Origin of the sequence: Rhizobium sp. Leaf306 (assembly GCF_001423425.1) — a bacterium.
Classification (GTDB): domain Bacteria; phylum Pseudomonadota; class Alphaproteobacteria; order Rhizobiales; family Rhizobiaceae; genus Neorhizobium; species Neorhizobium soli.
In genome coordinates this window covers 419,981-443,586 of the sequence record NZ_LMNX01000003.1, presented here as the reverse complement: position 1 = coordinate 443,586, position 23,606 = coordinate 419,981, and the positions used below count along the sequence as shown (strand labels likewise).

At 59.8% G+C, this 23,606-nt stretch carries 18 protein-coding genes and 1 pseudogene; 11 read left to right on the top strand and 8 right to left on the bottom strand.

What is annotated here, in order from left to right:
- The first annotated feature begins 63 nt into the window (after nucleotides 1–63).
- Nucleotides 64–1,374, top strand: a complete 1,311-nt coding sequence (hisD, locus tag ASG19_RS15455) for a histidinol dehydrogenase (RefSeq protein ID WP_062459145.1) — start codon at nucleotides 64–66, stop codon at nucleotides 1,372–1,374.
- Nucleotides 1,371–2,123 (top strand): glucose 1-dehydrogenase, encoded by a 753-nt coding sequence (locus ASG19_RS15450; RefSeq protein WP_062459142.1) that lies wholly within the window; start codon nucleotides 1,371–1,373, stop codon nucleotides 2,121–2,123. Before hisD ends, ASG19_RS15450 begins: the two co-directional genes overlap by 4 nt.
- Here the strand turns inward: ASG19_RS15450 and ASG19_RS15445 are convergent.
- Entirely contained in the window at nucleotides 2,120–3,058 is a 939-nt protein-coding gene (locus ASG19_RS15445) for a 3-hydroxyacyl-CoA dehydrogenase (RefSeq protein ID WP_062459140.1), read from the bottom strand. The two genes, ASG19_RS15450 and ASG19_RS15445, sit on opposite strands and share 4 nt — an antisense overlap.
- A gap of 1,197 nt (nucleotides 3,059–4,255) precedes the next feature.
- Here ASG19_RS15445 and ASG19_RS15440 point away from each other — a divergent pair.
- The 5 genes and pseudogenes from ASG19_RS15440 to ASG19_RS24495 form a co-directional block, all read left to right on the top strand.
- Complete coding sequence (locus ASG19_RS15440; protein ID WP_244476190.1) at nucleotides 4,256–6,274, top strand: EAL domain-containing protein; 2,019 nt, start codon at nucleotides 4,256–4,258, stop codon at nucleotides 6,272–6,274.
- Between the two features lie 287 nt (nucleotides 6,275–6,561).
- Nucleotides 6,562–6,990 (top strand): YeeE/YedE thiosulfate transporter family protein, encoded by a 429-nt coding sequence (locus tag ASG19_RS15435; protein ID WP_062459130.1) that lies wholly within the window; start codon nucleotides 6,562–6,564, stop codon nucleotides 6,988–6,990.
- Nucleotides 6,990–7,427 carry a YeeE/YedE family protein gene (locus tag ASG19_RS15430; RefSeq protein WP_062459126.1) on the top strand — a complete coding sequence of 146 codons (438 nt, stop codon included), beginning with the start codon at nucleotides 6,990–6,992 and terminating at the stop codon, nucleotides 7,425–7,427. Before ASG19_RS15435 ends, ASG19_RS15430 begins: the two co-directional genes overlap by 1 nt.
- Before the next feature lie 347 nt (nucleotides 7,428–7,774).
- Nucleotides 7,775–9,388: a TolC family protein gene (locus ASG19_RS15420; protein ID WP_082476354.1), complete on the top strand. Its 1,614-nt coding sequence runs from the start codon at nucleotides 7,775–7,777 to the stop codon at nucleotides 9,386–9,388.
- 313 nt (nucleotides 9,389–9,701) lie between these two features.
- Nucleotides 9,702–9,884, top strand: a pseudogene (locus tag ASG19_RS24495) (BapA prefix-like domain-containing protein); the annotation flags it as partial.
- Nucleotides 9,885–10,001: 117 nt separating this feature from the next.
- On the opposite strand, the gene ASG19_RS24490 reads toward ASG19_RS24495, so the two are convergent.
- Complete coding sequence (locus ASG19_RS24490) at nucleotides 10,002–10,937, bottom strand: hypothetical protein (RefSeq protein ID WP_244476228.1); 936 nt, start codon at nucleotides 10,935–10,937, stop codon at nucleotides 10,002–10,004.
- On the opposite strand from ASG19_RS24490, the gene ASG19_RS24485 reads away from it, so the two are divergent.
- From ASG19_RS24485 to ASG19_RS15400, 4 genes are all read left to right on the top strand, one after another.
- The gene (locus ASG19_RS24485; RefSeq protein WP_244476219.1) at nucleotides 10,890–12,806 is read left to right on the top strand and encodes an Ig-like domain-containing protein; all 1,917 of its coding nucleotides are present in this window, start codon (nucleotides 10,890–10,892) and stop codon (nucleotides 12,804–12,806) included. The genes ASG19_RS24490 and ASG19_RS24485 overlap by 48 nt on opposite strands.
- Nucleotides 12,807–12,890: 84 nt before the next feature.
- Nucleotides 12,891–15,098, top strand: a complete 2,208-nt coding sequence (locus tag ASG19_RS15410; protein WP_244476189.1) for a type I secretion system permease/ATPase — start codon at nucleotides 12,891–12,893, stop codon at nucleotides 15,096–15,098.
- A gap of 4 nt (nucleotides 15,099–15,102) precedes the next feature.
- On the top strand, nucleotides 15,103–16,302 hold the full coding sequence (locus ASG19_RS15405; protein WP_062459115.1) for an HlyD family efflux transporter periplasmic adaptor subunit: 1,200 nt from the start codon (nucleotides 15,103–15,105) through the stop codon (nucleotides 16,300–16,302).
- 6 nt (nucleotides 16,303–16,308) lie between these two features.
- The gene (locus tag ASG19_RS15400) at nucleotides 16,309–18,021 is read left to right on the top strand and encodes a hypothetical protein (protein WP_062459113.1); all 1,713 of its coding nucleotides are present in this window, start codon (nucleotides 16,309–16,311) and stop codon (nucleotides 18,019–18,021) included.
- A 97-nt stretch (nucleotides 18,022–18,118) separates the two neighbouring features.
- Here the strand turns inward: ASG19_RS15400 and ASG19_RS15395 are convergent, their stop codons facing one another.
- The 6 genes from ASG19_RS15395 to ASG19_RS15370 are packed head-to-tail and all read right to left on the bottom strand — an operon-like array spanning nucleotide 18,119 to nucleotide 23,565.
- A complete protein-coding gene (locus ASG19_RS15395) occupies nucleotides 18,119–18,949 on the bottom strand; it encodes an inositol monophosphatase (protein WP_062459110.1) in 831 nt (276 codons plus the stop codon).
- The gene (locus tag ASG19_RS15390; RefSeq protein ID WP_062459108.1) at nucleotides 18,946–19,776 is read right to left on the bottom strand and encodes a glycerophosphodiester phosphodiesterase family protein; all 831 of its coding nucleotides are present in this window, start codon (nucleotides 19,774–19,776) and stop codon (nucleotides 18,946–18,948) included. Before ASG19_RS15390 ends, ASG19_RS15395 begins: the two co-directional genes overlap by 4 nt.
- Nucleotides 19,777–19,797: 21 nt before the next feature.
- Complete coding sequence (locus ASG19_RS15385; RefSeq protein ID WP_062459104.1) at nucleotides 19,798–20,628, bottom strand: glycerophosphodiester phosphodiesterase family protein; 831 nt, start codon at nucleotides 20,626–20,628, stop codon at nucleotides 19,798–19,800.
- Nucleotides 20,625–21,749, bottom strand: a complete 1,125-nt coding sequence (ugpC, locus tag ASG19_RS15380) for a sn-glycerol-3-phosphate ABC transporter ATP-binding protein UgpC (RefSeq protein WP_062459101.1) — start codon at nucleotides 21,747–21,749, stop codon at nucleotides 20,625–20,627. The genes ASG19_RS15385 and ugpC overlap by 4 nt, the downstream gene beginning before the upstream one ends.
- 4 nt (nucleotides 21,750–21,753) lie before the next feature.
- On the bottom strand, nucleotides 21,754–22,671 hold the full coding sequence (locus tag ASG19_RS15375; RefSeq protein ID WP_062459098.1) for an ABC transporter permease subunit: 918 nt from the start codon (nucleotides 22,669–22,671) through the stop codon (nucleotides 21,754–21,756).
- Between the two features lie 3 nt (nucleotides 22,672–22,674).
- Entirely contained in the window at nucleotides 22,675–23,565 is an 891-nt protein-coding gene (locus ASG19_RS15370; protein ID WP_062459096.1) for a sugar ABC transporter permease, read from the bottom strand.
- Between the last annotated feature and the right edge of the window lie 41 nt (nucleotides 23,566–23,606).

Genomic DNA, 23,606 nt, shown 5'->3' with positions numbered 1-23,606 from the left:
TGATGAAAACTTGCATTCAGCGTCGCTAGCACATTACGCTCAATGTCAAAAGGGAGGTGAGACATGTCAATTCGCTATATGAAACAGGGGAGGGCGGCCGCCGAACGCGCCGAAGATGACGCCAAAGTCAGGACGCTTGTCGAAGCGACGCTCAAGGACATCGAAACCCGAGGCGACGCCGCAGTGCGCGACCTGTCGGCGAAATTCGACAACTTCTCTCCGGCCTCGTTCCGGCTGAATGCGTCCGAGATCGAGGCAGCGGTCAACAAAGTGTCGGCTCGCGACATGGACGACATCAGGTTTGCCCAGACTCAGATCCGCAAATTTGCCGAAGCGCAACGAGCGTCGATGACCGATATCGAAATCGAGACCATGCCCGGTGTCTTCCTCGGCCACCGCAATATTCCGGTCCAGTCGGTCGGTTGCTATGTTCCGGGCGGCAAGTACCCGATGGTCGCGTCAGCACATATGTCGGTCCTCACGGCCTCGGTGGCGGGCGTTCCCCGCATCGCAGCAGCGGCTCCGGCCCAAAAAGGCGAACCCCACCCTGCCATCGTCGCCGCAATGCATCTCGGCGGGGCCCATGAAATTTATGTCCTCGGCGGCATTCAGGCGATCGGCGCGATGGCGCTCGGGACCGAGACCATTCGCCCCGTCGACATGCTTGTCGGCCCCGGCAACGCGTTTGTTGCGGAAGCTAAGCGCCAGCTCTACGGGCGTGTCGGGATAGATCTCTTTGCCGGCCCGACCGAAACGATGGTCATTGCGGACGAGACTGTGGACGCGGAAATGTGCGCCACCGACCTTCTGGGGCAAGCCGAACATGGCTACAATTCCCCGGCGGTTCTCGTGACCAATTCGGAGACGCTGGCCAAAGCGACGATCGCTGAAATCGATCGTATTCTTGGAATCCTGCCAACTGCCGAAACCGCTTCCGTATCCTGGCGCGAGTACGGCGAAATCATCGTCTGCGACACTTACGAGGAGATGCTCGACGTCGCCGACGACATCGCCTCCGAGCACGTGCAGGTTATGACAGACCGCGACGACTGGTTTCTCGAAAACATGCATTCCTACGGTGCGCTCTTCCTCGGCCCACGCACCAACGTTGCCAATGGCGACAAGGTCATCGGCACCAACCATACTTTGCCGACGAAAAAGGCGGGGCGTTATACCGGCGGTCTCTGGGTCGGCAAGTTTCTCAAAACCCATTCCTACCAGCGCGTCACAACGGACAAAGCGGCGGCTGAGATCGGCGCCTATTGCTCGAGGCTGAGCATGCTCGAGGGTTTCGTCGGCCATGCCGAACAGGCGAACTTACGGGTGAGACGCTATGGCAACCGCGACGTCGCCTACGGCGAAGCAGCCGAATGAGCGGCCTTTTCAATCTTGCCGGAAAGCGGGCGCTCGTCACCGGCGCCAGCCGTGGCATTGGACGCGCGGTCGCCGAAGGCCTTGCCGAGGCGGGTGCCGAGGTAACGCTTTGCGCGCGCTCGCGGACGGAGATCGAGGAGGCCTGCTCTTTGATGTCTACGCGCGGCTGGAGGGCGTGGCCGCTTGTGTGCGATGTCACCGACATTGCCGGCTTCCGCCAGCATGTCGAGGCGCAAGCGCCGTTCGATATCTTTGTCAACAATGCCGGCACCAATCGCCCCAAGCCGCTGACCGAGGTCACTGAAGACGACTACGATGCCGTCTTCGGCCTGAACACGAAGGCTGCAATTTTTGCAGTCCAGTCCGTGACGGCCGTTATGCTGAGGCACGCTAGTCGGGGCACCGTCATCAACATGTCCTCGCAGATGGGCCATGTCGGCGCGGCCAACAGGACACTCTATTGCGGCTCAAAATTTGCGATTGAGGGTTTTACCAAGGCGTTGGCGGTCGAACTTGGACCTGCCGGCATCCGCATCAATACCCTTTGCCCCACCTTTATCGAGACACCCATGACCGCCTCGTATTTCGAGGATGAGGAGTTTCGCCGCGAGACGCTGTCCAAGATCAAGCTAGGTCGCCTGGGGCAGCCGGCAGACGTCGTCGGCGCCGCCATTTTCCTTGCCTCCGACGCGTCGTCCCTGATGACCGGCTCGGCGTTGATGATCGACGGCGGCTGGACGGCGCACTAGTCCGCCACCGCCTGCTTCGCCCGGACGATCCGCATCAGCATTTCATCGCGCCAGGAGCGTCTGGCATCGAGATCCTGCTCTGCGAGCAGTTCGCGACGCTCCGCATCCGCCCGTGTCACCGCATCCGGCGCCCAGCCTCGGTCTGCCCTGCGCTGATCGGCAAATCCGGCATACATCGGCCCGAGCCGTTCGGCATAATCTGCAAGCCCCTTTGGCGCGTTGAGATCGATGGTCTCGAACGGTCCCATGAACGACCAGCGCAACCCAAGCCCGTCGCGCACCGTGCGATCGATGTCTTCGGCCGTAGCATAGCCTTCCGCAAACAGTGCAAACGCTTCGTCCAGCAGGGCGCCCTGCAACCTGTTCAGCACGAAGCCGGGAATTTCGCGCGACAGCGACACGGCTGACTGCCCCACATCCTTCATCAGGCGCCGGACACGGCTCGCTGCCTGTGGCGCAGTCCAGGGCGTCGGGACGATTTCGACCAGCGGCACGAGATGCGGAGGATTGACGGGATGCGCCACCATCAACCGCTCCCGGTTGCCACACTCCTCATAGAACGCCGACCCGGGAAATCCTGAGGTGGAACTGCCGACGATGGCATGGGCGGGAAGCACCGCATCGATCGCAAGACTGACCTCGCGCTTCACATCGATCCGCTCGAACGCCGACTCCTGTACGTAGTCGCAGCCCGACACAGCCTCGCTGAGGCTCCGCGCAAAACGGATGCGCGACAGGACCAAGGACGCGTCGCCGCAAAGCCCCCCGGCGGCAAGATCGCCGACGGCCTTGTCGATCTGCGCGCCGATGACAGCCTCGGCGTTTTCGCGGGCATCATAAACGGTGACGTCCATGCCGGCCCGCGCGAAGACAATCGCCCAGCCCTGCCCCACCAGACCTGCGCCGACGATGGCAACGTTCCTGATCGCATTCATGTCCTGGATCTCCCCTTGTGAGCTGCAGTCAAAGGCAGCGCCTTCACGCTGGCTGGGTGAGCAAGCAGCAAGGCAGCCCGAGGGTCAATCGCCGATCATCCCAGTGAAAATCTTTCACGAAGGAAGGTGTCCCACCGTCGTCGTATCGGGCTTGTGGCAGTGGAGGAGGCAGGCGGTTGCTCCCGGACTGATATCCCGAAGCAGCGTCACCGCCGGGGTTTACTTCTTTCCAGAACCGAACTTTTCCGAAAGGATTTCCGCAATTTCGGTGCTAGTGCGTCTTCGACGGCGAAGAGCCTGTCTCGCCGTAAACAGAGAAATCCTTGGACAGCCCACCTCATGCAGAGATGCGATGCCGGAGGACCGCTCCGACGAATTCGCTAGCGTGACGCCGAACAGCATTGAAAGCCTTCCAACCACGCGAGGAATTCGGACGGTTGTGTCAGTGCGCTGAAAGGACAGTGGCCGACATCGCGGTTTGCCTTCGCGGCGATGGTTCCCTGATGGAAAGCCAACAGAAGTTGCTCCTTATCGACTCCAAGGTTTCCATCCTGTTCTTCGCGGACTGAGAAGTCATCGAAGACACTTTTGCATCGCGTAGCGAGCATGAGCCCATGCCTCCCATTGTTAAGTTGGAGGTCAAACTAGTCATCGGGCCTGAATGGTGACTGAATACCAGCTCCCGCAATTTCACACGACCAGAAGTTCCAAGAGCGCGCGACCACTGTGTTGGACGCAGTTTGTGTGGCGGTAATTTCCGATTGGAAGCCCGCCAAACGGCGTCGGGCCGCCCGTGAATGGTTGATGGGTGTTGTCCAGGCAAAGGCTGGTAGGCAGTTCGCGCATGCCAGTTAACCCAGCGGATTTGTCCGGAGAATGCCTCGCGATAAGGCTCATTCCGCAACCGCTCTTCGCACTCGTTGGTAGGAGGATGCCTGAGGAAGTCGTGCCGCTGTTTCGCCATTTAACGCAGACGTAACCACCTTACTTACCCGTGCTTTAATAGCCTCTGTTTTACCATCACGTAAAATAAGAGATGACGGTTGCGGGATGAAGATACAGTTTCAGAGTCAGTGGTTTCTACGATGGTGCCTGCCGGCTCTCGTTTCTTTGGTCGTCTGTGGTCTGCTTTTACTGAGTTTGAGTTGGGCGGCGGCTACAAGCGATGAGGTGGCCGCGTCAAGGCAGCGCGATCTCATGAAACTTACGGTCGCGAAACTGACGGCTGGCATTGCGCATGACCAGGAAAGCGCAACTGTCTGGGACGACGCCGTGAGGCATGCAACCAGTGGCGACCTGAAATGGATCGAGACGAACCTCGGTTCATGGATGCACAGCTATTTTGGGCATGATGGCGCCTTGGTCCTTCGACCGGACCTCTCTGTGCAATATCTGTTTTCATCCGAGACAGACTATTCCCCTACCCCAGATGATCTCCGCAACGCCTACTTGCCGCTCGCTAAAAAGCTTCAAGCGCGTCTACTTGCCGAAGATACCGAGGGTATCAGCGAACGGACGCTTTCGATTGGCGAAGCTGATCTGAGCTATGTCGGATTTCGACCTGCAATTGTCAGCATAAAGCCGATCGTTTCGGACACCGGTGATCTGGAACAGACGCCGGGCGAGGAAATGCTGCATGTGAGCATACGCTTTCTCGACGGCGATCTTCCTCTGGCCATCGGTACCGAATATGAGTTCGCCAAACTGGAATTCACCTCCAAGCGACCTCTGGAACGGAATGTTGCGTACGTGCCCTTGGTCGCACGAGACGGGCAAGTTTTTGGATACTTCCGTTGGAACCCATTCCAACCCGGACAATATGTATTCGAAGCCACTGCCCCAGCCCTTTTTATCGCGTTTATTGCACTTTTCGCTGGGACCAGTTTTTCTGGAGGTGCAATCTGGCGCCGCTCCGAGCGGCTGGCTGCGAGCCGCGCAGAACTGAAACATCAAGCCTCCCACGATGCCCTGACCGGGCTTGCAAACCGCGCTTACTTCAACGAGCAACTCAATCGTCAACTATCGAGCGGGCACGCCGAGGCTCTCCACTGTGTGTTGTTCGTTGATCTTGATCGCTTCAAGGCTGTCAACGATACGTTCGGTCACCCGGTTGGCGACAAGCTGATCTGCTTGGCAGCAAACCGGATGCGCGATCTCCTGCCGCAATCTCTTCTGGCGCGGGTGGGAGGCGATGAATTCACCATTCTGCTGAGAGAAAATGATGCCAGGAATGCTGAAGATCTCGCATCGAAAATTGTTCAGTCACTGCGGGCACCGTTCGAAATCGGAACGACGCATGTCGTCATTGGCGCAAGCGTCGGAGCAGCTCTAGCAACCGGCCCATGTGACCCCATCGAACTGACGCGCCAGGCTGATATTGCGCTTTATCATGCCAAAGCAGCCGGCAGGAATACCCATGCGGTGTTTGGTGAACATATGGACGAACTGCTACGCAGGCGCAGAGCGTTGGAAAGCGATCTCCGTTTTGCAGTCGAGACCAGGACCCAGCTCGAGACTTTTTATCAACCAGTCTTCAATGCGACCGACGGAAGCATTTGTTCTCTCGAAGCGCTTGCTCGGTGGAAGCACCCGACGATGGGCTACATAAGTCCCGACCAGTTCATTCCTCTGGCGGAGGACATCGGGTTGATCAACGACATCGGCGCCCTTGTGCTGGACAATGCATGCAGAACTCTCGCTGATCTTCCCGGCATCTCTATTGCGATCAACGCTTCGCCGCTTGAGCTTAGTTCTCCCGGCTACAGTCTGCGGGTTTTGACGACCCTCGCAAACATGAACGTAAGCCCCGAGAGGCTTGAGATCGAGATTACGGAAACTGCAACTGCGGATAACACGATCGACCTGAAGCGAACCATAGCCATGCTGCGAAAAGCAGGCGTTCGGTTTGCCATAGACGACTTTGGAACCGGGTATTCTTCATTCTCGCGCGTGCAGAATATCGAGGTGGATCGCATCAAAATCGATAGGTCGTTTATCGGCGAAATGCACCAAAGCGGCAGCAGAGCCGTTGTTGTTGCGATGATTGGCATGGCCAGAGCGAAAGGGCTGAAGATAACGGCTGAAGGCGTTGAGACAATCGAGCAGCGTGCCGAACTTGAACGGCTTGGATGCGACGATCTTCAGGGCTTTCTGATGTCGCGACCTCTTACTCGCCAGGACGTTGCAGCATACGTCTCCCGGATGGCCCGAACCTGAAGGGGACAGGTTACGCTGGGGCTTTGCATTCTGATGCCATGCCCCGGCAGGAAGACCCCACGCGCAGACTTAAACGCATGCGTCCACCGCTGCGTCATCGTAACGGAACTTGCTCGGCGTCGTTTCGGACGCGCTTACGGCCATCACGCGTTTAGCAGTACCGCGCTGCTGCTGCGTTGTCATTTGAGCGTGTAGGGACTGCGCGCCAGTTCCCCCTGGCCGAAGACAACGGCATTCATTATCTGAAGATATCGGTCAACGCGCTGTCGGCGCCAAGGAAACGACCCATGTCTGATCTCAGCTTTATCTGGCCGCTGTCCGGCGGCCTTCTGATTGGCCTTTCCGCCGCGATCTACCTGCTGCTGAACGGTCGGATAGCCGGAATTTCCGGTCTGGCCGCATCTGCTGTCGGATGGACAGGCAGTGGAATCAGTCCGCTCGGGGTCGGTTTTCTGGTTGGCATACTCGGTGGAGCTGCCGCCGCGTTTACCTTGTTACGGCACGCAGAGTTCGCGATCACCGCCTCGCCTCCCCTTCTTGTGGTAGGCGGGCTCCTGGTCGGCTTCGGGACGCGGCTTGGTTCCGGCTGCACCAGCGGCCACGGTGTTTGCGGACTGGCACGCCTATCGCCCCGGTCCATCGTCGCGACGGCAACGTTCATGATCGTGGCGGCAGCAACCGTCTTCATTACCCGACATTTGATGGGAGTGGCATGATGACCCAGCGCATTCTCGTCTCCATCGCCTGCGGAATTCTGTTCGGCATTGGCCTTGTCGTGTCCGACATGGTCAATCCTGCCCGTGTTCTGGCGTTCCTCGATGTGACCGGTAACTGGGATCCGTCACTTGCTTTCGTGATGGGCGGGGCACTGATCCCGTCATCAATTGCCTATGCGATCCGGCGTCGTTGCAGCAAACCGGTCTTCGAAACCCAGTTCCATGTGCCGACGAGCCGCATGATCGACCGTCCGCTTGTCGCAGGCGCTGCACTGTTTGGTCTCGGCTGGGGCCTCGTCGGTCTATGCCCGGGTCCCGCAATCGCCTCTCTCGTTACAGGCCGCTGGGAAGCAGCACTGTTCGTCGCGGCCATGCTTGCCGGTATGTTTGTCCATCGCATGGTGTCGTCCCGACAGACTGTGGCAGCGCGGTCCTGATGGGACGGAGAAGGTAACTTCCGCAACCTCGATGGCATTCGAACCACCATCCCATGAACCATTGAAGGCAGTATAAGGGTTTCTTTACTCCCGCATTGTCGAGCATAGCATTTACCAGAAGCCAGTTTAGCTTCGCCCTCTCGTCCGGCCCGCGGCGCGGCCTTCTCCCGCCCAATCCGACAACACAATCATCATGCTCCAGAGACTGACGAGGTCTCAGTTAAGCAGTCATTAACCATCTTCAGACGTATATTAGAATTGCTTGAAATGCTTCGGCTTGGAAAGTAGTCGAGCGGCGGTGGTTTGTCTTTGCAGGTCCGTCTGGACCTGCGGGCTTGGGGGATACGATGAGCATGCTTTCCCGTGTTGTCCGGACGGCGATATTTGTGCCGCTCGCCTTCAGCGTTGCGTCTTGCGCGCAGACGCAGACGCGGGCGCGGACGACATCGGTCGACAGTATCGCGACCGCATCAGTCCCGAGCTCTCGGCCCGCAGTGAAGGACCGGAACACGAATTTGACCATGCAGGCGGCCGTCCGGCGGGCGGTCGACTATCAGCCATCGATCATGCAGGCGGCGGGCGAACTCAACCAGCAAGGCGCGGCGATCCGGGATGCACGCTCGGGATATTTTCCGTCGATCGGGGGCGGGATCGATGTCGGCAGGCGCAGCGCATTCGGGAACGGTTTTCAGCCGGCCGCGACCGTGACGGCGTCGCAGATGATCTACGACTTCGGGAAAGTCTCCAGTCAGGTCGCCAGTGCCACGGCGACAGAGGAAACCCGGCGCGCCGAGTTCATTGCCGTGGTCGACAACGTGATCAGGGACACCGCGCTTGCGTCCCTCGAAACCCTGAGAAACCGCAGTCTGGCGGTTGTCGCGTCCGATCAGGTGCGCGACACGAAGGAAATCCTCGAGCTCGTCAACGCGCGGACGGAACAGGGAGCCAGCACGAGATCGGACAAGCTTCAGGCCGAAGCGCGGGTGCAGATGGCCCAGACCACGGCACTGGAGATCAGGTCTCAATCGGAGCGCTGGCAGGGCAGCATGGCGTCGCTGTTGGGTATGTCCGGGAAGATCAATCTCGGAGCGAGTATTCCCTCAGACCTCCCCAATGCCTGCTCTGCCAAAGAGCCCGATTGGGATACGGTGCCGAGCGTTCGGGCAGCGGCATCGAAGAAGACGGCCGCCGAGGCCAATCTGCGGTTCAGCAAGGCAGATGTCCTGCCCACCCTGGCGCTCGAAGGCGGTAGCAGCATGGATCTGCTCGGAAATTCACCAGGCAGCCCGGACTATACGATCGGTCTGAAACTGACCGGCAAGCTTTACAATGGCGGCTCCTATAAGGCCCGGAGCGAAGCTGGCCAGTTCGCGGTTCAGTCCGCTGAGGCCGGCATCGCCAGTGCCAGGACAGGCGCGCAGCGGAGCTGGATGGAATCGCGCACGCAGCTGTCTGGAATGCACGCTTTGCTCACGACACTCGCCTCGCGACAGACGCTGATGCGCGAAACCCGAGATCTTTATCAGAGGCAGTTCCTCGACCTGGGAACGCGGACTCTCCTCGATGTCTTGAATGCCGATCAGGAGCTACATGCCGCACGTTTCGACGCAATCAACATCCAGTTCGATGTCCATAAGCTGAATATCGAGTGTGCCTCCGCGGCAGGGCGCTTGCGGGACATCTTCAAGCTCGAAAAGAAGCCGGGCACGGCCGCGACCGTCCTGAACGGCGACGCATCCAGGTCGGAGACGCCAATCGAAATGGCGGTCGCGATGCCTGCGCGACAAGCACTGCCGATAGAGGCAGGAGCAGCTGCCGCAGAGAATGCCGAACGCGGAGCAGACGTTGAGACCGAGCTAAGCGAGGCGCTTGCAGTTTCGCTTCAAGCCTCAAGTATCAGCGCGGACGTTAAGGACAAGGGAAACCGATTTGAAGAGCTTGCTTTGCGCGGCGCTCTCTAGCCCGCAGGGGTCAAATTCGTTTCTGTCCGCCTTTCATAAACGCAAATACGCTGACCGGCATTAACCCTGCATCAACCGTCCGATGCGAGAATTAGTCATCGCTAATTGATAACGTTCTAAAATTGAGCAAGTCTTATCCCAGAGTTTCTTGGTAGGATTGACAGCAATCGAGACACTGCCGGACCAGCCAGTTCGGTATTCAACATTTTGCCCGGCGCAGACCTTTGACGGTCCGTGTCATCGCATCTCGCTGCCCATCCGCCAGGTCCGTTCAGTTTCGCTGTGACGCTCACGGCCTTAAGAGGATGTATCCATGGTTGCCGTTGTAACGAATATCGCAAGTGGTGAAAGCATTACCGTCGCATCGGGAAACATCTCTGTCCGTGAACCAAGTGTTATTCAGCTTGAGGTCGGCCCGAAAGACATTGCTGCGACCATCCGTCAGGGCGACGATCTCGTCATCCGCCTGCAGAACGGTGAGGCGATCCGAGTTGCCGATTTCTACGCCAGCGGCCCTGGTGAAGCATCAAGCAAGCTGGTCCTGGTGGATGAGAACGGGGTCGTCTGGGATGGCAACCACACCGTCGGAGAAGCCGATTTCTCATTCACCGAGTCAGCCGGCGGCGACCAGTTGGTGGGTGGCGCTGAAGGTGGTGGCGATGCATCCATTCTCGGCCTTGCTGCACTCGGCGCGCTTGGAGCTGGAGGAATAGCTCTCGCTTCCGGAGGCGGCGGCGGTGGCGACGACAACGATGACTCGGACGCAGATGCAGACGCGGATGCCGACGCGGATGCTGACGCCGACGCCGACGCCGATGCGGATGCTGATGCAGACGCGGATGCGGATGCGGATGCAGACGCAGACGCGGATGCCGATGCGGATGCCGATGCAGACGCAGATGCCGATGCTGACGCAGATGCCGATGCTGACGCAGATGCCGACGCAGATGCCGATGCTGACGCAGATGCCGATGCTGACGCAGATGCCGACGCAGATGCCGATGCTGACGCAGATGCCGATGCGGATGCAGATGCTGATGCTGACGCAGATGCCGACGCGGATGCGGATGCCGATGCCGATGCAGACGCCGACGCAGATGCCGATGCTGACGCAGATGCCGATGCGGATGCAGATGCTGATGCTGACGCAGATGCCGACGCGGATGCGGATGCGGATGCCGACGCGGATGCTGACGCCGATGCAGACGCGGATGCCGATGCAGACGCAGACGCAGACGCAGACGCAGACGCAGACGCGGATGCCGACGCAGACGCAGACGCTGACGCCGATGCGGATGCCGACGCAGACGCAGACGCTGACGCCGATGCGGATGCCGACGCAGACGCGGATGCCGATGCCGATGCCGATGCCGATGCAGACACAACCGCCTACGACAATACCGCCGTCGCGTCGATCAACCTTTCCCCCGTGGTGACCAACGTTGATATCGGTACCCAGACTTACGGCGTTGCCGTCAGCCTTGGTGGCTTGGACCTCCAGGTGCTTCCGAACGTCGAAACGATCGATTTCAACGTCGAGGAGGGCCATACGCTCGATGCACGTTTCGAACTCGACGAGGGCCTAAGTCTCGGCGTTCTGTCCGATTATCAGGTGGTCATCCAACGATTTGACGGTGTCCAGTGGACCAACGTCACAGGCACCGGCACCGGCAATGCCACACTGCTGGACCTGCAGTTGCTGGATGGTGCACCGACAGTGAGCCTGGAGGATCTTGGACCGGGCCAGTATCGCGCCTTTATCGCCTATGACGGCTTGCTGGGTGCGGGCCTCGGAAGCGAGCTGACGATCACCGGGACGGATACCGACACAACCAGTATCGGCGCCATCGCCGTAGTTGCGGCCAGCGGCAACGTCATTACCGACGCAGGTGTCAGCGGCGAAATTGACGCGGTCAATCCCGGCACCATCATTCAGAGCATCAATGCCACACCGGTGACCGCTGCAGGTGCAACCATCCAGGGAGATCACGGTACACTGGTCATCAGCCAGGATGGCAGCTACACCTACACCCCGAACCCCGATGCAGCCGGCATCGGACGGGTAGACTCCTTCGAATACACGATCTTCGATCCGCAAACCCAGGCGACTTCGACTGCGGAACTGCATGTTCAGATCGACAGCGAGGGACAAAACCTCACCTTCTCGACGATTGATCCAACGGCGGATGCGAGCCTTGGAATTGTCGCCACGGACGACGCTGGGGCGGCGACCGTCGTGACCACTCACCCGGTGACGGAGGCCGTGAACGCCGACTTCCTCGATGTCTCGTTGGGACTGTTTGGGGGAAGTGAAACGGGAACGTTCACGGTGGCCGCCGGATCCTTGGCAACGGTTCAGATCGGCGCGGACACAGACCAGCTCCTGGGTCTCCTCGGGACAACGACGATCACCGTCGAAATGCAGCAGGCTGACCTCAGTTGGACGGTCGTCGAAACCAGCACAGGTGCCAATCTGGCCGAGCTTGCCGGTTTGCTTGGCGGCTCCACAGGCCTGGAACTGCAGGACCTGGAAGCGGGCAACTACCGCGTTACGGTATCGCAGGATGGCGTGAACATCGGTGGCAACATCGACGTGCAGCTCGCCACGTCGACGAGTGACCTCGGAACGGTCATTTCCGATGGCGTAGTCGCGGCAGTCGGCAACGTTCTGGACGGTGATACGCTCGGCTCCAACTTCACCAACTTCCAGGTGTCCAATGGGACAGTGTTTGTCGATCCGGCCGCCGCAGGTACCGTCATCGTTGGTGATCACGGCACGCTCAGAGTCTCTGCCGATGGCAGCTATTCCTATGAGCCGAACGACACACTCGGCCTCGATGGAATGACCGACAGCTTCACCTACCGTCTCGTTCATCCCAATGGAGAGGTCGTTGAAGCAGAGTTGACGATCCTCATCGACCAGGCAGAGCCCGTCGCCGGAACGTCGGTGATGATGGCGGCCGATACAGGCTCTGAAGCTTTGCAGCCGAGCATGCTGACGTCCGCGTTCGCAGACTTCGACCTCCTGGATCTCGATACCGGAAGTCACGGCCGGTTTGGCGATCTGACAGACGTCATCTCGCTGGATGGTGTGAGCACCGATCTCGGTGAGTTCATCGATCTCGGGAGCGTCAGCGCACTGCCGATCGACGTTGGCCTCCACGAACTTCTAAGCGGAGACCAGGGCCTTGTCGTGGACGGTGACCTTGATATCGGCGGGCTCGCCGGAGCCGTCGGTGTTGCCGACCTGCCCGAGTTTGCCGGCAACCTCGTCCCCACGGTCTTGGAGGACACGACCGTGGACCTGCTGGACGGTTCGGCCGCAGACAGTGTGCTGCATGGCGGCTTGCTGGGGGGAACTGTGGGCAGCCTGCTCGACGACGACGCTCTGCACCATGCCGGTACCTCAGTGATCTAGCCCTCAGTCGTGCTGCTGCCGGTTCTGCGGCAGCGGCACGACACCCGCTCGCCCGTCGTTTGCAGACGCTTGAAAGGCACGGCATTGACCCAAGCAACACCTCAGTTCGACGTCGCGCAGCAGAACCAGGCGGACGGCTGGATCGAAATGTTTGAGCAGGTTGCCCGGATTTACGGACTGGGCTTCTCGATCGAAGCGGCCCGCAAGGCTGCGGCGGCTTATTCGCTGGAAGACCAGGCGAAATACGTCCAGCGGCTCGCGCAAAAATTCGGGCTTCGTGTGAAGCTGGCTCAACCCAGTCTGGACATGATGACCAGCTGGAGGCTTCCCGTCATCGTGCAGCTCAAGGACGGGTCGGTTGCAACGGTTGTCGCCATCGATGCGCAACGCAATGGCGCCGTCGTCTTTGCCGGCGACAACGGTCTGAAAACGACGCTGGCGATCGATGTGCTGTGTGCCGAGGCAACGCTTGCGGCCATTCCCAGGCCGGCACGCTCCACACCTGACTCGAGGGTAGACACCTATATCGCCCCGCATGACGAAAGCTGGTTCAGACGGTTCGCGCTCGGTGACCTGCGCCCCTATGGCTATGTTCTGGTGGCATCACTGATCGCCAACGCGCTGTCACTCGCCGGCGTCATCTTCTCGATGCAGGTCTATGACCGCGTTGTCCCCGCCAACTCCATGAGCACCCTTTATGTGCTGTTTGCAGGCGTCATGCTCGCCGTGCTGTTCGACTTTGTCGTTCGCAAGATTAGAGGTTCGATCATCGATATTCTCGGCAAGCGCTGTGATCTGCGACTGTCCGACCTGATCTTCGGCCACGCGCTGCGTGTGAAAAACAGCGTCCGCCCAAGATCGACCGGAACATTCATTGCTCAGTTGCGGGATCTTGAGCAGGTCCGCGAGGTGTTCACCTCGACCACCGTTGCCGCGGTCGCGGACCTGCCGTTCTTCTTCCTGTTTCTGGTCATCTTCTGGTTCGTGGGCGGGATGCTGGTCGTCATCCCGGCGGTCGCACTCTTGCTGCTTGTCCTGCCTGGAATTCTGTCACAACGAAGACTGCACCAGAGCGCCAGCGCTGCAATGCGCGAGGCATCGCTCCGCAACGCGATCCTGGTGGAGAGCATTCAGGGCATCGAAGACATCAAGATGCTGCAGGCGGAGGAGCGCTTCCAGCAGAAATGGAATAACTACAACGCGGTCAATGCCGATGCCCAACTGAAGATGCGCGTTCTGACGTCGTCTCTGACCGGCTGGAGCCACAGCGTTCAGACGAGCGTTTACGCGTTCATCGTATTCTTCGGCGCACCGATCGTCATGGCTGGGGACATGACAACGGGTGCGCTTGTTGCCTGCTCCATTCTCGGTTCCAGGATGATGGCGCCGATGGCGCAGCTCACCCAGGTTCTCAGCCGTGTCCAGCAGGCAAAAATCGGGCTGAAGAGCCTTGACGCGATCATGCAGATGCCCGTCGACCATCCGGTCGCCGAGACACGCATCTCTATTTCCGCCATTGCCGGAACCTACGAGTTTCGATCGACCGCGTTCCACCACGCGGAGCCTGCCGGTAAACCGGCTCTGGTCTTGAGAAGCCTCAAGATCGCCGCCGGCGACAAGATTGCCGTACTGGGCAAGAACGGTGCAGGGAAATCGACTTTTCTGCAGGCGCTATCTGGGATGATCGAACCGAGTTCCGGCGAAGTCATGCTCGACAATATTGCGCTGAGACATATCGATCCGTCGGATCTGCGCCGTGACGTGGGGCTGCTGACCCAGAACTCCCGCCTGTTCCACGGGACCCTGAGGGAGAACGTTACGCTCGGTGCCTCCAACGCCTCCCAGTCCGCAATCCTCGACGCGCTCTCGATCGTCGGTGCCGACGAATTTATCCGCGCGCTGCCGAAGGGACTGGACTACCCGTTGCAGGAGGGCGGCAACGGGCTGTCCGGCGGGCAGCTGCAGGCGCTCCTCCTCGCCCGCCTGCTGGTGCGCGATCCCAATGTCGTCCTGCTCGATGAGCCGACAGCCGCCATGGACGAGGCCACGGAGCGGTTGTTCATATCGCGCTTCCAGACCTGGTCGCGCGACAAGACGGTTGTCATCGCAACCCATCGCATGCGGGTTCTGGAACTGGTCGACAGGGTGATGGTGTTCGACAAGGGTCAGCTGGTGCTCGACGAGGCAAAGGCAGATGCGATGACGACGCTGAAGGGCATCAAGCCGCTCGCCCCAGAAAAAACAGTGCCACCCAAACTGGTTCCTGTTCACAACACGTCTGGCGGGATTTGAAGACATGGCAGAGATCTCGAGCGACAAGGCTTCGGACTACGGGTGGGCTTTCGGTGACGAGGACGATGTCCAGCTGTCAAAGGCAAAGACCGTCATTCTTTTGGCCATGATCCTCCTGACAATCGCGACGGTTTGGGCTTATTTCGCCATGCTTGAAGAGGTCTCCACCGGCGCGGGTCGTGTCGTTCCGATCAGGCGCGAACAGGTCATCCAGTCGCTTGAGGGGGGCATCGTTTCGGAGCTCTTTGTTCGCGAAAACCAGATTGTAGAAACCGGTCAGCTTCTGGCGCAGCTGGATCCGACGATCACCGAATCGGATGTCGGTGAATCATCGGCCAAATACCGTGCCTCGCTTGCGGCCGCCGCACGCCTGACGGCCGAGATCAACCGGACACCTTTGACCTTTCCGACCGAGCTGAATGCCTATCCGGATCTGATCCGTTCGGAAACCCAGCAATTCGAGGCGCGGACGACAAGCCTTGAACAGTCTCTGGAATGGATGGAACAAGCGATCGTGCTGGCCAAACGCGAGCTGGAAATGAGCGAGTCGCTTGCCAAGATCGGCGCCGCCAGCAATGTCGAGATCATCCGGCTGAAGCGGGAATTGGTCGATCTTGAAATGAAGAAGGTCGATATCGCCGCCAAGCAGAACCTCAGCGCCCGCGAGGAACTCGCCAAGGCAAATTCCGACATCACATCGCTGTCCTCGACCATCAAGGGACGGTCCGACAGCCTGCAGCGCCTGACGCATCGCTCACCGGTTCGGGGCATCGTCAAGAATATCGAGGTGTCGACGATCGGTGGCGTCGTGCCGCCAAACGGCAAGCTGATGGATATCATCCCGCTGGACGACGAGTTGCTGATAGAAGCGCGTATATCGCCACGCGATATCGCCTTCATTCACCCCGATCAGCGCGCCAGCGTCAAAATCAGCGCCTATGACTACGCCGTCTATGGCGGGCTGGAGGGACGGGTAACTGCGATTTCCCCCGATACCATGCGCGACGAGGTCGATCCCAACACGTTCTATTACCGTGTGTTCGTGCAGACCACCACAGATGCGCTGGTGACCGCGCAAGGGACGCGCCTGCCGATCGTTCCGGGCATGGTGGCAACCGTCGATGTCAACACGGGCAGCAAGAGTGTGTTGGACTACTTGATCAAACCCTTCAACAAGGCGCGCGAGGCGCTGCGCGAGCGATAGGTGACCATGCCCGCAGAAACTTTCGGCCTTGCGCGGCTGGATCGCCTTCGAGACCCTGTTCGGCAGGTCATCCAACCACTCGACGCACCGCATCCGGCTTATGTGCTGTTTGTCTCGATCAGCGACGGAGACAGACGAGCGTCCGTTGCAACGGTCGGCGCCGACAGTTTTGACGCAGCCTGGCAAAAGGCTTTAAGCGCCGCCGGCGACCTCCTGGACAGCCAGAGGCTCGACGGCCGTCTGTTGCGGATCGACTGGCCAGTGCGGATCGAGAAGATCACGGTCAAGACCCTCCACAAACAGCTTGGTCGCACCAAGAGAAACTACTTCCGGCTCGGACTGTCGCTCAACGACCAATTCGAAACCGCGTTCCTGGACAACGAACTGAACGCCAACGCCATGCTTTATGGTGGCAACAAGGTCGAGCACTGCGTTCTAAACGAACGAAACTTCGCGCTCTATGCGAAGACACGATTTGGAAACGCGTTCGAAACGGATTTCGCCGAGGCGAGACCGCTCTGGGCGTTTACAACGAGCGGTTTTTTTCTCGATGAGGAAGGCCGACACTACCGTCTTTGCGGCGAAGGTGCGGGAAGCGGTCAGCGTGAAGGTCAGCCGCTTGATCGTGCCATGCTCGATCGGCTGATCGACTCCTCATCCAGCTATCTTGCGTCTCAGGTCAAGCCGGACGGCGCGTTCGTCTACGGCTATCACCCGTGCTTCGACCGCGAGATCCGCACCTACAATGTCCTGCGCCATGCAAGCACGACCTATGCAATGATCGAAGCTTACGAGGTAACGAGGGATAGCAAGACGAGAGCTGCAATAGAGCGCTCGCTCGGGCAGCTGACCGGTCATCTTACCCGGATCGCGAGACTGCCTGATGGGGCCGAGGCCGCCTTTCTGATCGACGTCGGTTCGGAGATAAAGCTCGGCGGCAATGCCGTCTTCCTCCTGGCGCTCGCGAAATATACAAGTGTCATGAGCGACGATCGATATCTGCCGCTGATGGATAAACTCGCCACCGGCATCGTTCATATGCAGGACGCAAAGACCGGTGAATTCCGCCACGTCCTGCTTTACCCGGACCTTTCCACCAAGGCCGAGTTCCGCACTGTCTATTACGACGGCGAGGCCGCCTTCGCGCTGATGCGCCTTTATGCGCTCACCCACGACATCCGCTGGCTCGGCGCGGTTGAAAAGGCTTTCGAGCATTTCCTGCGCCGGAACTACACGCAATATCACGACCACTGGCTGGGTTATTGCGCCAACGAACTGACGCTGTTTCGGCCGGAGGAACGCTATTTCCGCTTCTGCGTCGAAAATGTCAGCACCTATCTCGATTTTGTCGCCAATCGCATCACCACCTTTCCGACACTGCTGGAACTGATGATGGCAACCCGGCAGGCGCTGTCGCGGATTGCTGACAACCCGGATCTGGTTCCGCTCCTCGGCGAGATCGACCTTGCAGCGTTCGAGGTAGCGCTCGAAAAACGCGCTCATTACCTGCTGAACGGTCATTTCTACCCGGAGGTGGCGATGTTCATGCGCAACCCAAGGCGGATCATGGCTTCGTTCTACATCCGCCACCACGCGTTTCGCGTAAGGATCGACGATGTGGAACACTATCTGTCCGGGCTGATCGCCTATCGCGCGTATCTGAACGAGAAAGAGGCGTTCAAATCGCTGGTCTCTCGGCAGGCAGGAGCCGGGTCATAGTACGGCTCACCAAGGGCGATCGCTGTAAAGAGTTGAGTTTAGACAATGTCTGCCACCACCTCTATAAACTGTTGACCATGCGCGGACGGGTCACGTTTCAATCGATAGTAAGCGCTTCAACGAGGGCATTCCAGGACACCCTGTCAGGAGCAACCAACAGACGACCAACCTTCAGGGTCGGCCTGTAGGCGTCGCCCGTAAGAGTTGCTGCATAGCCACCTGCTTCCGTGTGAATTAAAACACCCGCAGCATGGTCCCATGGCTTCAAACTCTCGTTGAGGCAGAAGCTCATCGCACCTGTCGCCAGCATTCGATATTCCCAGGCCGAGCAGCGCCATGTCGTCACGCGCAGGAACTTCAAGACGCGCGGCGCGAGTTGTGCGCGCATGTCCGGTTCAAACATATGCAGCGGAATGAAGCCGTGCATTTCGTCGATCGGTGTCGGTGTTGCAGCAGTAAGGCGGGTGTGGGTTCCGTCTTCGGAGACATGCCAGGCGCCCTCGCCCGGCCGCGCGACGAGGAAGTCGCCCAAAACCGGATAGTGGATGATGCCGGCGATGGTTTTTCCGCCGGAAACGATGGCAAGAATGCTGCCGAACATCGGCGTGCCATGGGCGAAATGCCAAGTACCGTCGACCGGATCGATGACACCAGCCAGATCCGCATCGGCAAGACGCGACAGGATGGAGGCATCGTCTGAGACGGCTTCCTCACCGATGATCTCGATCCCGGGAAACCTCGCGGCCAGTCGCTCGCTCAGCACGCGCTCGGCCGCGATATCGGCGTCGGTCACGATATCGTCGGCGGCCGTCTTGGCACGGATGGCATCGGCCGTAATGGCGCGAAACCGCGGCAGGATTTCAGCCTGCGCCACCTCGTGCATATCGTTCATCAGCCCCGCCAGGAGCTCGTCGCTGACGGCCTTCATGTGCGGCGCTCCGCGAGATAGGCCTTCAGTTCTTCCGGCCTATCGGTCTGGAAGACGCTGATGCCTGCATCCATCAACCGGCCCCAGATGCTGTCGGGATCGATCAGCGCCTTGTCGTCGCGCCATTCGCCGCTGCCGACCTGGTCGAGCGTGTTGACCCACAGGGCCATTTTGGCACCGAGGAAACGCTGACGGTTGGCAGAGATCGTATCGAGATGATCGAAGTGAATTTCGCACATGAACGGCTGGATCTCGCCGAGCAGAGCCATCGTGGTGTCGAACCCGCTCGCCGTGAAGTCAGTCATCGCCATGAACGGCACGCCGTGGATGGTCTGGGCGCGCACCCAGTTCAGATCCTCGCGCGTCATCACTGATGTCTTCAGGTCGACGTAAGGTGCAGCGCCCATGTCGCGGGCGCAGGCGGCAACTTCCGAAAACAGGTCGCGGTCCTTGAGGTCGAGGTCTGCAAAAATCCGACCGCGAATGATTTCAAGCGCCTGTTTCAGCGTCGGGATCCGCTGATCCGTCGTCGCGCGGTGTTCACCGCCATCGTCTTCGCGCAACGCGATCGCCTGCAGTTCGGCGATGGTGAACGTCTCCGCATCGCGGTCGATTCCGGCCATGCGCAGCAGCGTGTCGTCATGCATGATGAAGAGCTCGCCATCGGCGCTCTTGCGAATGTCGAGCTCCACGATATTGGCGCCGACCGCGATGGCGCGCTCGATTGCGGCCAGGCTGTTTTCCGGTGCGCCGCGCCATGCGCCGCGATGGGCAACGATGGCCGGATCACGGTTCCGGTCGGCGATATAGTCTACATAATGCGTCATGTGGGTTTCCTTAGAGCGTATTCAGGCGCGGCGAGCCGCGAGATAGGATTTGAGAGCCGCCGCCTCGTCGGTCTGGATCGCCGAGATGCCGGCATCGATCAGCCGCCCCCAGACGGCATCGGGGTCGGCAAGTGCTGCTGTGTCGGTAAAGCCGGCGCAGGCGATGCTATCGAGCGTGTTGACCCAGAGCGCCATACCGGTGTTTCCAGTGATCGGCTTCAGCGCCTCCAGCTCTTCGAGCGAATCGAAATAGATCTCGCAGACGGAAGGCGACAATTCCTCAAGCAAAGCCAGCTGCCTGTCCGCATCGGGAACGTTGAGCCGGGTCTTGGCCAGGAAAAGCACATCATGGGGAAGGATCGTTTGGCGGATCCAGGCAAGGTCTTCGCTGCTTTCCAAGGATGCCCAGCAGTTGACCTGCCCGTCGCAACCCATGGCCCTGGCGAGAGCGATCACATCCGGGATCACCTTGCGATCCTTGACGTCGAGATGCAGGAAAATGCGCCCGCGGGTCAGCTCGAACACGTCGCCGAGGCTCGGCAGTCGTTCCAGTGTGACGCTGTTTTCCTCGCCCCCATCGCGGTCGCGCAAATGAAGGGCGGCAAGCCCGCTTGAAGTCAGCGCCTCCGGCCTCTGATCGAGACCGGTCATGCGCTCCAGCGTCTCATCATGCAGCAGGAACAGACCACCATCGGCCGACCGGCAGATGTCGATCTCCACGACATCGTAGCCTCCGGATATCGCCAGTTCGATGGCGGCCAAGCTATTTTCAGGCGCAGCGCGCCAGATCCCCCGATGCGCAACCACGGCGCAATCGCGCGTCTGGTCGGCAATAAATTCCCTGTAGATCACTGGTATTCTTTCACAGATGCCGGTCGGCCCTCGGCAAAGGCTTTGGGAATGGCGCGGCCGCTGTCGGCATCGAAGAGATGCAGGCGCGCCTGGGGGAAGGAGAGCTGCAGCGTCTGGGTCGTATCGAACTCGACACCGAATGGCATGGCGATCCGCAGGTTCTGCTCGGCGATCGTCGTCTCCAGGATCTCATGAGAACCAAGATCTTCGCGGTAGCGAATTTCGGTCCTGATCGACCCGCCTGCGCCGACGGTGATATCTTCCGGGCGAATTCCGAGCTGGAAATCCCCCTTGCGCGCGAAGTCCGCGACGACCTGGCCATCGGCAAGCCGCAGATGGGAACCATCGCCCGTGACCCGAAGAACGTTCATCGGCGGCGACCCGATGAATTTGGCAACGAAGACGGATGCCGGATTGTGGTAGATCACCTTCGGCGTATCGAACTGCTCGATGCGCCCCTTGTTGAGGATGAGGATGCGATCGGCAAGCGTCATCGCTTCCACCTGGTCATGGGTGACGAAGACGCTGGTCGCACCGATGCGACGATGAAGCTCGGTGAGTTCGACGCGCATGTCATGGCGCAGCTGGGCATCGAGGTTGGACAGCGGCTCATCGAACAGCAACACGCCGGGTTCGCGGATGATGGCACGGCCGATCGCGACACGCTGGCGCTGGCCGCCCGAGAGCTGGCTCGGCTTGCGAGCGAGGTAATCGGCAAGGCCAAGCATCGTCGCGACAGTGCCAACGCGTTCAGCCCTCTCGGCCTTGGAGACACCGGCAACCTTTAGGCTGTAGGCCATGTTTTCGGCGACCGTCATATGCGGATAAAGCGCGTAGTTCTGGAAGACCATGGCGCAACCGCGATGTTTCGGCTCCAAATCCTGCACCTCGCGGCCGCCGATGACGATTTTGCCGCCCGATACCCTTTCGAGGCCGGCGATCATCTGCAGAAGCGTCGACTTGCCGCAACCGGAGGGCCCGAGCACAACGGTAAATTCTCCGGGGCGCAGCGAGACGTCGATAGGCGGGATGATGACGTTCTTGGCATCATACGACTTGGTGACGCCGATGAGCTCGATCTCGGCTGCCGCGGCGCGAATGGCTGTGTCGATAGCGATCATGGGATCATTTCTCCGAGAGAACGAGGCCCTGGACGAGAAAGCGCTGCAAAAGAGCGATCATCGTGAGGGGGACGAGGGAGACAAGCACGGCGCCGGCCATGATCATCGGAAAATCGGGCACCCGGCCGTCTGCGTCGGGCACGAGGCGGGCAAGGCCAACCACGGCTGTCTGCATATCCGGTGTCGAGGCGCCCACCAGGGGCCACAGATATTGGGTCCAGCCACTGAGAAAGGTCAGCACGAACAGCGAGGCGAAGCTGGTGCGCGCAAGCGGCAGAAGGATATCAAACAGGAACCGGATCGGCCCTGCCCCATCCATGCGCGCCGCCTTGAACAGATCCTTCGGCAGCGTCATGAAAAACTGGCGAAACAGGAATGTGCCGGTGCCGTGGGCGACCAGGGGCGCGGTCAGGCCGAAATGCGTATCGAGGATGCTCAGTTCGAGATGGACCGGCGAGCCGAAAGCGGTTTCAATCAAGCTGTTGAGGCCTGTGACATCCAGAATAGCATTGAGCGGCGAGAAGATGTTCGATGCGACCTGATAGGTGGTGATGACGCGGATATCGAGTGGCAGCATGATCGTTGCGAGGATCAGTGCGAAGGCGACACCTGCCCAGCGGATGCGGAAATAGACAATCGCATAGGCCGACAGGAACGACAGCACGCAGGTCGCGAGCCCATTGGAAAAGGCCACGATCACGCTGTTGAGCATCTGGATCGGGATGTTCGTCTCGTGGATGACCTTGCTCATATTGGCGATGAGCTCTGTGCCCGGAAGCGAGGCCAGCCCGTTGCGCAGCATGTATTCGTAGGATTGCGAGGCTGTCGACAGCGTCAGATATAGCGGGCCGACGATATAGAGGATGCCGATGGCGAGCAGGATGCTGGCCGCGATATTGATGGAGCGGGCGTTCTCGACCATGGCTCAGCGCTCGTAGTTGATGCGCCGGCCGAGGAAGAAGAACTGGCAGGCTGCGAGAAGAAGGACGAAGACCATCAGGATGGCCGTCTGGGTGGAGGCGCCGGAGAGATCGAAGCCGCGGAAGCCGTCGACATAGATCTTGTAGACCAGCAGCGTGGTTGCACCGCCAGGACCGCCGCCTGTGATAGTGTCGATCAGGGCAAAGACGGAGGTGATGCTCTCGGTAAATTCGAGGACGAAGGTCAGGAACAGATGCGGCATGATCAGCGGCAGCTGCACGTCGATGATACGCCGCCACGGGCCGGCACCGTCCATCGCGGCTGCCTGGTACATGGTATGGGGGATCGAGCGCAGGCCGGCCAGAAGGATGACGAAGTTGAACGGTATGCCGCTCCAGACATGCGCGCCGACGAGCGTGATGAAGGCATCCGTGCCATCAATGCCCGGGTTCCAGAGGCCCGGAAACAGCGCATTGAGAGGCGCCATCAGCCCGACGAAGGGATTGAAGATGAAGGCGAAGACGACACCGATCGAGGCCCCGGCAACGCCCTTCGGCCAGACGAGAATGTTGCGCGCGGTATAGGAAAGCCCGATCTTGCGATCGGCCGCAATCGCCAGCATCAGCGGCACGACGACCGCAAGCGACGACGCCGTCAGCATGAAGACGACCGTACGGCCGGTGGCGGCCCAAAATTCGGGATCGCTCAGCACGCGCTGAAAGTTCTGCAGGCCGACAAATTCGGAAGTGCCGCCAAAGGGCTGCTCCAGGAAAAACGACCAGTAGAAGGCCTGGAAGACGGGCACGTAAAAGAACAGCACGATCAGGAGCATCAGCGGCGCCACGAACAGAAGCGGCAGCCAGCGATGGCCAAACAGGGACGATTCCGACTTCATGGCGTAAGCTCCGGAACAGAAGGATGGCATGGGGCGCGAGC